This is a genomic window from Caballeronia sp. AZ1_KS37 (assembly GCF_023631165.1).
In the GTDB taxonomy this organism is placed as follows: Bacteria; Pseudomonadota; Gammaproteobacteria; order Burkholderiales; family Burkholderiaceae; genus Caballeronia; species Caballeronia zhejiangensis.
Map to the genome: position 1 here is coordinate 364,574 of NZ_JALQDP010000001.1, position 13,339 is coordinate 377,912.

Below are 13,339 nucleotides of genomic sequence, written 5' to 3' on the forward strand. Positions count from 1 at the left end.
AAACCTATGACGCGAAAGCGAAGAGAGGATGAGAATCCAGACTTGCCGTTACCACACTCTTCCAGCTTGCCGGCAGTTTGGCTTGCGCCATTTCTGCTTCGGCTCGGCTGGCGAAAGCGGCAAACACGCTTGCTCCAGATCCGGTCATTCGCGCCGGTGCGAGATTGGAAAACCACTCGAGCACCTTTGCAACTTCCGCGTACTTTCCTGCAACCACAGCCTGCATGTCGTTTCGACCGAAGCTGTCTGGCCAGTTTGTGTCTGACCTTTGCTGTGCAAGAAAGTCCATCATTGTGACGACTTTCGTATCCCGTGTCAAGCTTTTTTCGGAGAAAATCGCCGCGGTGGGGACGTGAGCATCAGGCGTTACTACGAGGAAGAAACGTTTCGGCAGATCGACTGCCTGGAGCGCCTCACCTACACCTTCTGCGAAAGCATTTTGCCCGAAGACAAAAAACGGCACGTCCGCGCCGAGTTGCAGGCCGAGATTCTGCAGAATCTCACGCGAAAGATCAACACCCCAGAGACGATTTAACGCTAAAAGAGTTGTCGCCGCGTCGGAACTGCCTCCGCCGAGGCCCGCGCCCATTGGCAAACGCTTGTCGATCTCGATCTCCGCGCCGAACTTCGTCCGCGTGTGCTGCTGGAGCAAACGTGCGGCCCGCACGACGAGATCGTGTTCTTCGGGCACGCCCGGCACGTCGGTCTTGCGCATGATGACGCCGTCGTCGCGACGCCTGAAGTGCAGATGGTCGCCCCAGTCGAGCAACTGGAAAACGGTCTGCAGCGAATGGTAGCCATCCGGACGGCGGCCCGTGATGTGAAGAAAAAGATTCAGCTTCGCGGGCGCGAGGCAGTCACGAAGCGTTTCGTTCGATGAGGACATGCGTGATGCTTTGAACCGAAAGCGGCTGAGTTATTGATCGAGCACGAGCTTGATGTCGAGCGGCGGTTCGCTGCGCGTGAGATTCACGCGCTTCACGCCGGTTCCCGGCGCGTCGGCATAGGCGAGATAGTCGATCGTCCATCCGTCCTGCTTGATTTCTTTCGGACGGCCGTTGTCCGCGCCCGGATCAAGCGTGGTCTGTGCACGCGAGCTAGGCGCGGCCGACGGCTGGAGCCAGTAGCGCAACCCTTCGACCGGCAGCGCGAAGCCGAGCGTGTTCTGCATGAGTTGAGATACGTTGTCGGCGCTGACGGGTTGCCGGTTCGGCAATTCGAGCGTCGCGAGCGACGGCGATGAAGTCACGATCGCCATCGTCTGGCCGAGCGGATTGCGCAACTGCAGCGTGACGGTGTCGCCCGTCTCCTGCCAGTCGAAATTGCCGTAGGCGTTGCGCGGCGTGCCGTTCTGGTCGTTGTACTGCACGGCGAAGCGTCCGTGATACATGCGGCTCGTCTGCGTCGCGAGCGACGTGGATGCGTTCGTCGTCGTGGGAACGCGCGGTTCCAGCGCGCAACCGGACATTACCAGCGCGGCGGCCGCCGCGATGCCGAGCGCGCCGCGTCGAAGCGATGCGCCGGCGAATGAATCGAATGCGATCAAAGGTCGTTCACCTGAAGTCGTTTCAGCGTTTTGACGAGCGTGTCGTTGTCAGGTTCGAGCTTCTGCGCTTGCCGCCATGTGGCGCGCGCCTGATCCTGCTGCCCTGACTTCCACTGCACCTCGCCCAGATGCGCGCCGATTTCGGCGTTCGGCTGAAGGTTGTAGGCGTTCTTGAGGATCTTCTCCGCCTCGGCCGCATTGCCCTGACGGAAGCGCGCCCAGCCGAGACTATCCATGATGAACGCGTCGTTCGGGGCGAGCGAAACCGCTCGTTCGATCAGCTTCACCGCTTCGTCGAGCCGCTGATTGCGATCGACGAGCGAATAGCCCAGCGCGTTGTACGCTTGCGGGTTGTTCGGCTGCGTCCGCATCAAAGTGCGAAGCTGCGTTTCCATGACGTCGTAGTGACCGTTCTTCTCGGCGGCCATTGCGTAGTCGTACGTCAGATCGGGATCGTCGGGGAACGCGGCGACCGCCTTCGCGAGATTCGCCTCCGCTTCCTTGTAGCGATGCGCCTCGAAAAGAATCGCCGAATCGGTGCGTGCGAGCAGCGCCAGATCGCGCGGATCCGAGCTTTGCAGATTGCCGATCAGCGCGCGTGCATCGTCGACCTTGCCTTGCTTCGCGAGCAGTTGCGCGCGCGTGATCTGCGCAGGCAAATACTGCTGGCTCGTGCGCGGAATCTTGTCGAGCCACTGGCTCGCGGCGTCGTCGTTCTTTTGTTCCAGCGCCAGTTGCGCGAGATAGATATAGGCCTGACCAGGATCCGCGCCCGGCGTGTTTTCCGCCGCCTTCGCGTATTGGTTCAAGAAGTCCTGCGCCTTGTCGAACTGCTTTTTCTGGATGTTGATGAGCGCGAGCGCCATCAACGGCGTCAGGTCCTTCGGGTCGTTCTTGCGCATGATCTCGAACTGCTTCTGCGCGTCGTCGAGCCTGTCGGCGGACAGATACAACTGCGCGAGCGCGAGCCGCGCGTCATGCGATTTCGGATTCTTGTCGACGTATTTCTCGAACGACGCGATGCCTTCCTTGCGCTCTTCCGGACCCATGCGCGCAAGCGTCAGCGCGGCGGGCAGGTAGTCCGGCTTGAGTTGCAACGCCTTTTCGAGCGATGCCTTCGCGCCCGGCGGATCATCCGCGACGAGCTGCTGACGTGCGAGCGCGAGTTGCGCTTCGGGCCGGTTCTGATCGTTTTGCGTCAGGTCCTTGAGCACGTTCAGGCCACCGACACGATTCGGCCCGCGCGCGAGTAAGGTCTGAAGAGAAAGTATGGCGTCGCCGCGCTGGTCCGGTGCCACCTTCGCGAGTTCGCGTTCGAGCGTCGGCTTCGCGTCTTCGGGCTTGCCGCCGACGATTAGCAGCGATGCGCTCAACTGCGCCGCGCGATCGGAATGCGGCGCGAACTGCTGCCAGAGCTGCGCCGACGTGAGCGCGTCGTTCGGGCTTTGCGCGGCGATCGCGATTTCAGTCGCGCGCTGCGCGAAACGCGGATCGTGCGTGTCGCGGGCCAGCGCGAGATAGGTCTGGAATGCGGGCGCGGGCTGGCCGCGCTGCAATGCGACTTCGGCCGCCAGAACCTGGAACACGATCTGGCTCGACATTGTCACATTCGGCAGATCCTGTGTCTCCGCGCCGCTGACGGGCGCGGTCAGCAGATCGGCGGCGTTTTGCGCGTCGGCCTGATCGTCGGCGCTCGGAACGGGCGTGGCGTTCTGCGCCTGGGCGTGCGCGGGCGCGAACGCGAGCGCGGCCATCGCGAGCGCAACGGCGCCGGCGATTCGCGACATTGGCACGGCGAACGAATGCGTCGAACTGGACTGACGCTTCGCAAACAGCTTCATGACGAACGAGTTCATGGAAATCCAGACGATGTTTCAGTCGATTGTAACGCGGTCGCTAAAATACCGGCACAAACGCCAGAGCAAGTCTCTCTCCAGAAAAATGCCCGAACTGCCGGAAGTCGAAGTCACTCGCCGCGGAATCGAACCCTATGTCGCCGGACGGCGCGTCGAGCACGTCGACGTGCGTACGCCCGCGCTGCGCTGGCCCATCCCGAAGCATCTTCCGAAGACGCTCGGCCATCTGAAAATCGACAAAGTAGAGCGGCGCGGGAAGTATCTGCTGTTCGAAACCGTCGAAGGCTGGCTGATCGTCCATCTCGGCATGACCGGCACGCTGCGGGTGCTGCGGCATGTGCCGCAGCCGCCCGAGGCGGCGAAGCACGATCACGTCGATATCGTATTCGACGATTTCATTCTCCGTTTTCGCGATCCGCGCCGATTCGGTGCGATTCTCTGGCATCCGCGCTCGGACGGCGACGTGCTCGAACATCCGCTGCTCGCGAGCCTCGGCGTCGAGCCGTTTTCGCCGGAGTTTTCGGGCGCGCTGCTGTTCCGCGAGACGCGCGGGCGCAAGGTGTCGGTGAAACAGGCGCTGCTCGCGGGCGGGATCGTGGTGGGCGTCGGCAATATCTATGCGTCGGAGAGCCTCTTTCGCGCGGGCATCCGGCCGACGACCGCCGTCGGGCGCATCTCTCTCGTGCGCTATGACCTGCTCGCGGACGCCGTGCGCGTGACGCTCGCCGCCGCCATCGACAAGGGCGGCAGCACGCTGCGCGATTTCGTCGGCAGCAACGGCGAGTCGGGCTACTTCCAGCTCGACTATTTCGTCTATGATCGCGCGGGCCTGCCGTGCCACGTCTGCGGCACGGCGATCAGGCAAATCGTCCAGGGACAGCGCTCGACGTACTTCTGCCCGCGCTGCCAACGCTAATATCCGATGCTCGCTCTCACCGATTTTTCGTCGCGCCTCATCGCGTGGCAACGCATTCACGGCCGTCACGACCTGCCGTGGCAGAACACGCGCGATGCTTACCGCATCTGGCTGTCGGAGATCATGCTGCAGCAGACGCAGGTTTCCACCGTCATTCCGTACTACGCGCGATTTCTCGAACGCTTTCCGACGGTATCGGCGCTCGCCGATGCGCCCATCGACGACGTCATGGCGCTCTGGGCCGGGCTCGGTTACTACTCGCGCGCGCGCAATCTGCACCGCTGCGCGCAGGCCGTCGCGCACGAGCACGGTGGCGCGTTTCCGCAGACCGTCGACGAACTCGCGCTGCTGCCGGGCATCGGACGATCGACGGCAGCGGCGATCGCGTCGTTCGCGTTCGGCGCACGCGCGACGATCCTCGACGGCAATGTGAAGCGCGTGCTCGCGCGCGTATTCGGCGTCGAAGGTTTTCCGGGCGAGAAGAAAGTCGAGAAGGCGATGTGGACGCTCGCGGAATCGCTCTTGCCGGAAGCCGCGAACAACAACGATGTGACCGCTTACACGCAAGGCCTGATGGACCTCGGCGCGACGCTGTGCGTGCGCGGCAAGCCGGACTGCGCGCGCTGTCCGTTCGCATCGGATTGCGTGGCGAAGGTCGAAGGGCGTCAGCGCGAGTTGCCCGCCGCGCGCCCGAAGAAAGCCGTGCCGACGCGCAAGACATGGATGCTGGTCCTGAGGGACGGCGATTCGATCCTGCTGCAGAAGCGTCCGTCGATCGGAATATGGGGCGGATTGTGGAGCCTGCCCGAAGCGGCGGACGAAGCCGCGCTAGCGCAAGTCGCGCAGCGTCTCGGCGCCGATGAACATCTGCAGCGACTCGCGCCGATGTCGCACGCATTCACGCACTTCAAGCTGGATATCGAGCCGCGGCTCGGCGAGGCGCGCCAGGCGCCGCGCGACTTGATGGACCTCGAAACCGTCTGGGCGTCGCTCGCGAAGATCGACGCCTATGGCGTGCCCGCGCCGGTGCGCAAGCTGCTCGACGCGCTGACAGGCACGCTTCTCTAAAGCAGTTGATGATGCTGCATGTAGTGATGCACGACGTCGATGCGCGCGCCGGCGTCCATCAACTCCATGAGCTTCTGGCGTGCGCGCATCGGGATCGGCAGGATTTCGGCGAGGCGGTTGGAGACCCAGGTGGGATCGTCGTATAGAAAGGGCTCGACGAAGGGCAGATTCTGCGGCTCGCGTTCCTTGATCGTGTCGATGATGCGCTCCAGCACTTCTGCGCACGCGCCGAATTTCGCGAGCGCCTCGGCGCCCTGCAGCGGCTGATCTTCACCCAGCAACTCGGCCGTGCCGACGATCAGATTGCTCGGCTCGACACGATGATCGGTGAGCCGGAAACGATCGGTTCCGCGTGCCTGCACGAGCAGGAGACCGAAGGTATCGACATCGCATTCCGCGATTTCAGCCAGGCAGCCGATGCTTTCCGGCACCGACGGATCGCCCGGCGAGGCGACTTCGTGCCCGCTCTTGAGCAGGCACACGCCGAACGGCGTCTGCTCGCGCAGACACTCGCGCGCCATGTCCAGATAGCGTGCCTCGAATATCTTGAGCGGCAGCAGGCCGCCGGGAAAAAGCACGGTGTGAAGCGGAAACAGCGGCAAGTCGGCCAGAACAGGATTCGCGGACATCGCGTCCCTCCAGGATGGACCGCCGGCGCGGGCGATCAGGTTCGCGTGTGGATCGCGCTACCCGGCGGGGATGGGCGCGTCACGATGCCGCACGATCACATTTGCCGTCTCGCAAAAGCGCGCGGCGAGCGCCTCCGCGATGAACACCGAGCGATGCTGGCCGCCCGTGCAGCCGATCGCGACAGTGAGATAGCTGCGGTTGTCGTCGCGAAAACGCGGCAGCCATTTGCCGACGAACGCGCCGATATCGTCGATCATCTCGCCGACCAGCGGCTGCGCGGTGAGGAAATCGATGATCGGTTTGTCGAGGCCCGTGAACGGGCGCAATTCGCGGTCGTAGTACGGATTGGGCAGCGTCCGGACGTCGAAGACGAGATCGGCGTCGAGCGGCACGCCGCGCTTGAAGCCGAACGATTCGAACATCAGCGTGAGGTCGGCGGCGTCGGTTTCGACGAAGCGCTTGACCCACGCGCGCAGAACGTTCGCGCGCAAATTGCTCGTGTCGATCTGATGGCCGTATTCCGCGAGGCCCGCGACCAGTTCGCGCTCGCGTTCGATCGCTTCGGCGAGCGAGTTCAGCACGCCGACATCGGCTTCGCGCATCGGCGGGCCCGACAGCGGATGACGCCGGCGCGTCTCGGAGAAACGCTGGATCAGCGACTGCGTGCTCGCGTTGAGGAACAGCACGCGCAGATCGAAGTCCTTCGAGAGCTTGTCGATGATGGACGGCACTTCATCGAGCGAGAGACTCGAACGCGCGTCGATCGCGACGGCGAGGCGCGTCTGGCCTTCTTTCGCGAGATAGTCGGCGAGTTCGGGCAGAAAGCGCGGCGGCAGGTTGTCGACGCAATAGTAGCCGCCGTCTTCAAGCGCGTTCAGCGCAACGGACTTGCCGGAACCGGAGATGCCGGTGATCAGGATGATACGCATGGGTCTCGGGAAATTCGCTTTTCCTAAGCTTAGCACCTGCGCCCGATTCGTTTCGGCGCGCGCTCAGATCAGCTTGCCGGGAAACTGGCTGTCGGGATCCTGCATCGCAAGGCGTTGGCGATCCATGAAGTCGCGCAAGGTATCGATGCCGCGCAGTTGCAGAATCGTGTTGCGCACCGCGGCCTCGACCAGCACGGCGAGGTTGCGGCCCGCGGCGACCTGAATCGTCACCTTGCTGATCGGCAGGCCGAGCACGTCGACGGTCTGGCTTTCCAGCGGCAGGCGCTGGAATTCGCCGTCCGGCCGGCGCACGAGTTGCACGATCAACTTGAGCTTCATCTTCCGGCGCACGGCGGTTTCACCGAAGATCGTCTTGATGTCGAGCAGTCCGAGGCCGCGCACTTCGAGCAGATTTTGCAGCAGCGGCGGACAGCGGCCTTCGACGAAATCGGGGCCGAGGCGCACGAAATCGACGGCGTCGTCGGCGACGAGTCCGTGGCCGCGGCTGATGAGCTCCAGACCGAGCTCGCTCTTGCCGAGACCGGAGTCGCCGGTGAGCAGCACGCCCATCCCGAGGATGTCGATGAACACGCCGTGCAGCGTCGCGCGCGGCGCGAGAATGCGCGACATGTACGCGCGCAGGCTGTCGATAACGGCCGCCGCCGACATGCGCGTCGTGAAGAGCGGCGTCGACGAGCGCGTGCAGCGCAGAACGAGCTCCGGCGGCGCGCCCACTTCGCCCGCGACGACTAGAAACGGCGGCTCGAGCGCGATCAGCTCGGCCATGTGGCGCGATCGGTCTTCGTCGGACTGGCGCTGGTAGTAGTTGATCTCGGCGTCGCCGAGCACCTGGATACGGTTCGGGTGAATCAGGTTCAGGTGACCGACGAGGTCGGCGCTCGACGTCGCGTTGGCGACCGTCTCGCTCGAAAAGCCGCGTTCCCAGCCTTCATGCCCGGTGAGCCAGCTGAGCTTAAGAGCGGCGGCGTTGTCGTCGAAAATGCTTTGGGCGTTGATGCTGGACGTATCCATGAGACCGGAACTCCGTTGGAAGCCGGGAGCAGCCTTTGCGTCACGACGAAGCGGGTCGCTTCGATACGCTGCATGGCGCTGCGTTTGACCGATTGTGCCCCAGAAGCCTTGCGTAAGCGAGGCGCGCCCGGCGCGGAGGCGGCACGGACGCGCAACGCTATGTTCGGGTGGCTATTACGGTTGCCATTGCGTGAGCACCTGATAGAGCGCGTCACGATCTTCTTCCTTGTGCAGACGCTCGCGCGCCTCGGTGTCGGAGAGCAGTTGGGCGATCTCGGACAGAATTTCAAGATGCTGCTGCGTCGCCTGTTCGGGCACAAGCAGGAAGATGAGCAGAGAGACCGGCTGGCCGTCGGGGGATTCGAACGCGACGGGTTCGGCGAGACGCACGAAGGCGGCGAGCGGTTGCTTCAGCCCCTTGATGCGGCCGTGCGGAATGGCGACGCCTTCGCCGAGGCCGGTCGAGCCGAGGCGCTCACGCGCGAAGAGGTTGTCGGTGACGGTGCTGCGAGCGATGCCGTTCTGGTTCTCGAAAATCAGGCCCGCTTGCTCGAATACGCGTTTCTTGCTGGTAACGGACAGTCCGAGAACCACGTTCTCGATGGGAAGAAATTTGGCTAAACGATTCATGTTGGCAGGCGAAAGCGTGGCCTGATAGCTCCTCATCGTGGCCGCTGTCTGAAAGCGCTCACGGCGATGGTGAAACGGAAAGTGCGCTGGCGGCGTTGCCTGCAGCGTGCCTGTCGTGCGACCCCGAAAATTACCGGACCATTATAGAACAGGGCACTGCCCGATGGTGCGCCGCGCAATGGCACGGTTTTCAATTCAATGTGCAGGACAAAGCCCTGAAAATCAATGGCTTGTATCACCTAGCGGCAGAAATCCAACAAAAAAGCCGCCAGTCGGGGCGGCTTCGGTTCGGTGCATGCGCCGATCCATCGTTTCCGGATATTCGAGGACTCCCTCCAATCAGTCCCGCCGTCCTGTGGCGGCGGGTTTTGCTGTCATCCGGCGATCAGACTTCGTGCATGCCGTGCTTCATGCTCACGGCGACGGCGCTTCCATCTCATGCGACTCGCCGCGGTACTTCACGGATTCATGGGCGTGGCCCTGGATCTTGTCCTTGTGCTTGATGACCTGCCGATCCAGCTTGTCGACCATCAGGTCGATGGCCGCGTACATATCAGCGTCACAACTCTCGATGAAAATGTCCTTGCCCTTCAGGTGCAGGTTGATTTCCGCCTTCTGCCTCTTTTCCTTTTCCCTATGATTGTCGACCGAGAGGACCACGTTGCCGTCGATCACTTGATCGAAATGACGGAGCACCCTGTCCAGTTTCGTGATCACATACTCGCGCAACGCAGGCGTCAATTCGAGGTGGTGTCCACTGATCTTCAGATTCATAGTTGCTCTCCAAGCTAATGGCCGCTAGGCCACGTCGGCTCGTCCGATACCGGTCGGCAATGTGTCCCGCCGGCGCGTCATCCTGGCGCGCTTGACAAACGGGGCGCATCGGCCGGCACGTCCGCGCTTTCGCGTTGCGGCCGGTAAACGCCCATCGCAACACGCGATGGACTACAGAGACGGGTCATAGAGACTTGCGCAGATTCACTGCCGGGATCTTGAGGGCTTCGCGGTACTTGGCTACGGTGCGCCGCGCTACCACGAATCCTTGTTCCGCCAGCAGTTCGGCGATGCGGCTGTCTGAAAGAGGAGTTTTGGGGTCTTCCGCTCCTATCAGTTGCTTGATGAGGGCCCGGATCGCCGTTGACGATGCCGCGCCTCCTGTGTCGGTCGAAACGTGCGATCCAAAGAAGTACTTAAATTCAAGCGTCCCGAATGGGGTGAGCATGTACTTGCCCGTGGTCACACGAGAAACCGTCGACTCGTGTAAACCCAGCGTATCAGCAATCTCCCGCAAAACCAAGGGGCGCATGGCGATTTCGCCATGTGCAAAAAAGTTCTTCTGACGCTCGACAATTGCCTGCGCGACACGCAGGATCGTCTCAAACCTCTGCTGAATGTTCTTGATGAGCCAGCGCGCTTCCTGAAGCTGCTGACGCAACGAACCGCTGCCCGGATCGCCGCGATTGTTGCGCAGGATGTTCGCGTACAAATGGTTGATGCGCAGCTTCGGCACGATCTCCGGGTTGAGTTCAGCCGTCCAGCCGCCCGACGTCTTGCGCACGAGAATGTCCGGAACGACGTAGTCTGCTTCGCTCTTGCCATACGCCGCGCCCGGAAACGGCTCCAGCGACTTGATCAGCAAATGTGCGTCCCGGAGGGCGTCGTCGCTTGCCTTCAACTGTTTGCGCAGGCGCGTGAAGTCGCGCGCGGCGAGCAATTCCAGATGATTCGTGACGATCTCGAGCGCCAGCGTGCGCGTTGGCGAGCCATCGAGCCGCAGCAACTGCAGTTTCAAGCATTCCGATGCCGAGCGTCCGCCCACGCCGGGCGGATCGAAACTCTGCAGCAACGCGAGTGCCGCGCTCAGTTCGTCGAGATCGACTTCGAGTTCTTCGGGAAGATCGGTTTGGACTTCGTCGAGCGATGCCGTGAGATACCCGTCCTCGTCCAGCGACTCGATCAGAAACGTGACGAGCGCCCGATCGCGCTGATTCGCCGCGGTCATGCGCAACTGCGCCGTCAGATGGTCGCGCAGCGTCGTGGTCGATTCGTGGATTTGCAGCGGCGGCAGATCGTCGTCGTCGGAAGCGTTGTTAGAACGGCCGTAGTCTTCCAGATTCCATGAACTCGAGTCCTGACCGCTGTCCGAGCCCAGGCCGTTGTACTCGTCGACGCCTTGCGGCTCGCTGTTTTCCGAACGCTCGGAACTGGAACTGCTCGACGTGGAGCCGTTGCTCATCATCGAATCGGGCGGCGCGCTCGATGTGGCCGGCGCCGCGATCAGCGAACCGTCCGCGGCGACGCGCAAAGGGCTCGCAATCCAGTCGTCGTCGTTCTCGAGCAGCGGATTCTGAGCGATGGCCATCGCGACTTCCTGCTGCAGTTCGAGCGTCGACAACTGCAGCAGCCGGATCGACTGCTGAAGTTGCGGGGTCAGCGCAAGATGCTGCGAGAGGCGGAGTTGGAGGCTGGCTTTCATGGCAAAGTTTTAATCATTGTAGAGAGTTTGCCACGCGCGCGAAACCTCGCGGGGATTCCAAAAAAGCGCATGCCGCCCACGGGGGCGGCACGTAAGTTTTGCAACTTTCGCATGATGCGGCGCACTATCAATGCGGCCTTTGCGACGGTGCGCTCACATGCGGAAATGCTCGCCGAGATAGACGCGGCGCACGCTTTCGTTCTCGATGATTTCGCTCGGCGCGCCCGCCGCGAGCACGGTGCCGTCGCTGATGATGTACGCGTGATCGCAAATGCCGAGCGTCTCGCGCACGTTATGGTCGGTAATCAAAACGCCGATGTTGCGCTGCTTCAGAAACTTCACGATTTTCTGGATTTCCAGCACCGCGATCGGATCGACGCCCGCGAAGGGTTCGTCGAGCAGGATGAAGCTCGGGTTGGTCGCGAGCGCCCGCGCGATCTCGACGCGACGGCGCTCTCCGCCCGACAGCGACAGCGCCGGATTCTCGCGAAGATGCGCGATCTGCAACTCGTCGAGCAAGGCTTCGGCGCGCTGTGTTATGGCGTCTTTTGACAGGCGTTTGCCCGACGCATCGGTTTGCAGTTCCAGCACCGCGCGGATGTTCTGCTCGACAGTGAGCTTGCGAAACACCGATGCTTCCTGCGGCAGATACGACAGGCCGAGGTGCGCGCGCTGGTGGATGGGCAGAAGGCTGATCGAGTTGCCGTCGAGATCGATTTCGCCGGCATCGAGCGGCACGAGACCGACGATCATATAGAACGACGTGGTCTTGCCCGCGCCGTTAGGGCCGAGCAACCCGACCACTTCGCCGCTCTTCACATCGAGCGACACGTCCTTCACCACGGTGCGCGAGCCGTAACGCTTCTTCAGATTGCGGACGACGAGCGAACTCGACTCGCCTTCCGGCTTACGGTGGGGCATGGCGGGCGAATTCACTGCTGCGGCGTTCCTTGAATGGTATTCGACGGAGAAAGCGTGGCAGGCGAACCGTTCAGCGGCGCGGCGCCGCCTGAACGCGGCGCGAGCATCGCGCGCACGCGGCCGCTCGGATTGCCGGGTCCGGCCTGGTCCTTGCCCGCGCTCGCCGTGTAGAAGTCCTTCTGGCCGTCATAGGTGATCACGCTGCCGTGCACTTCGTCCTGCACGGTCGTCAGGCCTTGCAGGCGGCGCACGACCGCGCGCGTCGTGAGCTTCGTGAAGTCGTTCTTGCCGTCGTAATCGATTCGCACCGCGTTGCCGTCGATGTACTCGTTCAGACCGTCACGCTTCTGACGGAAATACGAGAGATTGTTGCCGGTCGACGTGCCGGTGGCGTACTGATAACCCTGCGGGTCTTGCGTCACCTCAACGCGGTCGGCCTTGATCACGATCGTGCCTTTCGTCGCGACTACGTGACCGGTGAAGATGTTCTTCTGATTGAGATCGTCGTACGACATGTTGTCCGCTTCGATGTTGAGCGGCTTGTCGCGGTCGGCCTTTTCGGCGTGCGCCGGCAGCGCGGCCAGCGCGACCGCGATGGTCAGGGCGGCAGCGAGCCCGGCCCGCACGGCGTGCGTGGCACGGCGCGCGAGCATTGCGCGCGCAGGGCCGCCATCGGGACGAGGGAACCTTTCGTTCATGCAGTCACAATTCGGATGGGAGTGCCGGGATTACTTGGACGAACCGCCGTTGATATCCGTGGCTGCGATCGCGCCGCGCACGTTACCGAACAGCTTCATCACCCGGGTCACGTTGTTGTAGTTCATGCCAGAGGCCGTCATCACCGACGGGCCGCGCTGAAGTCTAACCGGTTTTTCCGTTTCGATGACATCGTCGTTCACCAGCACGCGAAAATGCTGGGAATCCGCCTGCATCTGCGGATCTCCGTAACCGGCCGCGCGCACGATGCGCGCGTCGTCGTAGAGATCGACGATCGAGACGTCGCCATTGACCGTGCCGCGCTGGGCCGTCGCCGTGACGGTCGGCTTCATCGGCTGGAACATTCGCATCGCGGGCAGCGTGAGCTCGCTGATCTCGTCGTCTTCGTAATGCACCATCGACTTCGCCGTCAGACGATATTGCGTCGTGCCGGTGGCGTCGAGCTCGGAAACCGAAAAGTTGTTGGCGAAGTAGTCGGGCGTGTGGCGCTTCTCGGGCGCGGGCGCCTGCTGTGCTGGAGGCAGCGTGGCCTGCAGCAGCCAGTAGGTGATGCCGGCCAGCGCCGCCACCGCGAGAAGCGGCAGGAGCGAGGCGAGCTTTCCGGGGCGCGGCATGGCC

Annotated in this window: 14 protein-coding genes; 2 read left to right on the forward strand and 12 right to left on the reverse strand. The window is 62.7% G+C overall.

Annotation, left to right across the window (positions count from 1 at the left end; translation table 11 throughout):
• Window positions 1-4 precede the first annotated feature (4 nt).
• Genes ispE through NCS00_RS01800 form a run of 3 tightly spaced genes read right to left on the reverse strand, consistent with a single transcriptional unit; the run spans window position 5 to window position 3,402 of the window.
• Window positions 5-886 (reverse strand): 4-(cytidine 5'-diphospho)-2-C-methyl-D-erythritol kinase, encoded by an 882-nt coding sequence (ispE, locus tag NCS00_RS01790; protein ID WP_034470535.1) that lies wholly within the window; start codon window positions 884-886, stop codon window positions 5-7.
• Window positions 887-916: 30 nt separating this feature from the next.
• On the reverse strand, window positions 917-1,546 hold the full coding sequence (lolB, locus tag NCS00_RS01795; protein WP_008351698.1) for a lipoprotein insertase outer membrane protein LolB: 630 nt from the start codon (window positions 1,544-1,546) through the stop codon (window positions 917-919).
• Window positions 1,543-3,402: a tetratricopeptide repeat protein gene (locus tag NCS00_RS01800; RefSeq protein WP_008351697.1), complete on the reverse strand. Its 1,860-nt coding sequence runs from the start codon at window positions 3,400-3,402 to the stop codon at window positions 1,543-1,545. The genes lolB and NCS00_RS01800 overlap by 4 nt, the downstream gene beginning before the upstream one ends.
• A gap of 85 nt (window positions 3,403-3,487) precedes the next feature.
• Here NCS00_RS01800 and mutM point away from each other — a divergent pair, with 85 nt between their 5' ends.
• Window positions 3,488-4,318, forward strand: coding sequence for a bifunctional DNA-formamidopyrimidine glycosylase/DNA-(apurinic or apyrimidinic site) lyase (gene mutM, locus NCS00_RS01805; protein ID WP_034470538.1), 831 nt, complete (start codon window positions 3,488-3,490; stop codon window positions 4,316-4,318).
• A 6-nt stretch (window positions 4,319-4,324) separates the two neighbouring features.
• Window positions 4,325-5,386, forward strand: coding sequence for an A/G-specific adenine glycosylase (mutY, locus tag NCS00_RS01810; RefSeq protein WP_034470540.1), 1,062 nt, complete (start codon window positions 4,325-4,327; stop codon window positions 5,384-5,386).
• Here the strand turns inward: mutY and NCS00_RS01815 are convergent.
• The 9 genes from NCS00_RS01815 to lptC form a co-directional block, all read right to left on the reverse strand.
• Window positions 5,383-6,015: an LON peptidase substrate-binding domain-containing protein gene (locus NCS00_RS01815; RefSeq protein WP_008351694.1), complete on the reverse strand. Its 633-nt coding sequence runs from the start codon at window positions 6,013-6,015 to the stop codon at window positions 5,383-5,385. The two genes, mutY and NCS00_RS01815, sit on opposite strands and share 4 nt — an antisense overlap.
• Before the next feature lie 57 nt (window positions 6,016-6,072).
• Window positions 6,073-6,945 carry an RNase adapter RapZ gene (gene rapZ, locus NCS00_RS01820; RefSeq protein WP_008351693.1) on the reverse strand — a complete coding sequence of 291 codons (873 nt, stop codon included), beginning with the start codon at window positions 6,943-6,945 and terminating at the stop codon, window positions 6,073-6,075.
• Between the two features lie 63 nt (window positions 6,946-7,008).
• On the reverse strand, window positions 7,009-7,977 hold the full coding sequence (hprK, locus tag NCS00_RS01825) for an HPr(Ser) kinase/phosphatase (RefSeq protein WP_008351692.1): 969 nt from the start codon (window positions 7,975-7,977) through the stop codon (window positions 7,009-7,011).
• 174 nt (window positions 7,978-8,151) lie between these two features.
• A complete protein-coding gene (gene ptsN / locus NCS00_RS01830) occupies window positions 8,152-8,607 on the reverse strand; it encodes a PTS IIA-like nitrogen regulatory protein PtsN (RefSeq protein ID WP_008351691.1) in 456 nt (151 codons plus the stop codon).
• Between the two features lie 414 nt (window positions 8,608-9,021).
• On the reverse strand, window positions 9,022-9,381 hold the full coding sequence (hpf, locus tag NCS00_RS01835) for a ribosome hibernation-promoting factor, HPF/YfiA family (protein WP_008351690.1): 360 nt from the start codon (window positions 9,379-9,381) through the stop codon (window positions 9,022-9,024).
• A gap of 184 nt (window positions 9,382-9,565) precedes the next feature.
• The gene (locus NCS00_RS01840) at window positions 9,566-11,083 is read right to left on the reverse strand and encodes an RNA polymerase factor sigma-54 (protein WP_034470542.1); all 1,518 of its coding nucleotides are present in this window, start codon (window positions 11,081-11,083) and stop codon (window positions 9,566-9,568) included.
• A gap of 153 nt (window positions 11,084-11,236) precedes the next feature.
• A complete protein-coding gene (gene lptB / locus NCS00_RS01845) occupies window positions 11,237-12,004 on the reverse strand; it encodes an LPS export ABC transporter ATP-binding protein (protein ID WP_085955336.1) in 768 nt (255 codons plus the stop codon).
• 11 nt (window positions 12,005-12,015) lie between these two features.
• Window positions 12,016-12,702 (reverse strand): lipopolysaccharide transport periplasmic protein LptA, encoded by a 687-nt coding sequence (gene lptA / locus NCS00_RS01850; RefSeq protein ID WP_033536543.1) that lies wholly within the window; start codon window positions 12,700-12,702, stop codon window positions 12,016-12,018.
• A gap of 30 nt (window positions 12,703-12,732) precedes the next feature.
• Complete coding sequence (gene lptC, locus NCS00_RS01855) at window positions 12,733-13,335, reverse strand: LPS export ABC transporter periplasmic protein LptC (RefSeq protein ID WP_008351682.1); 603 nt, start codon at window positions 13,333-13,335, stop codon at window positions 12,733-12,735.
• Window positions 13,336-13,339 lie beyond the last annotated feature (4 nt).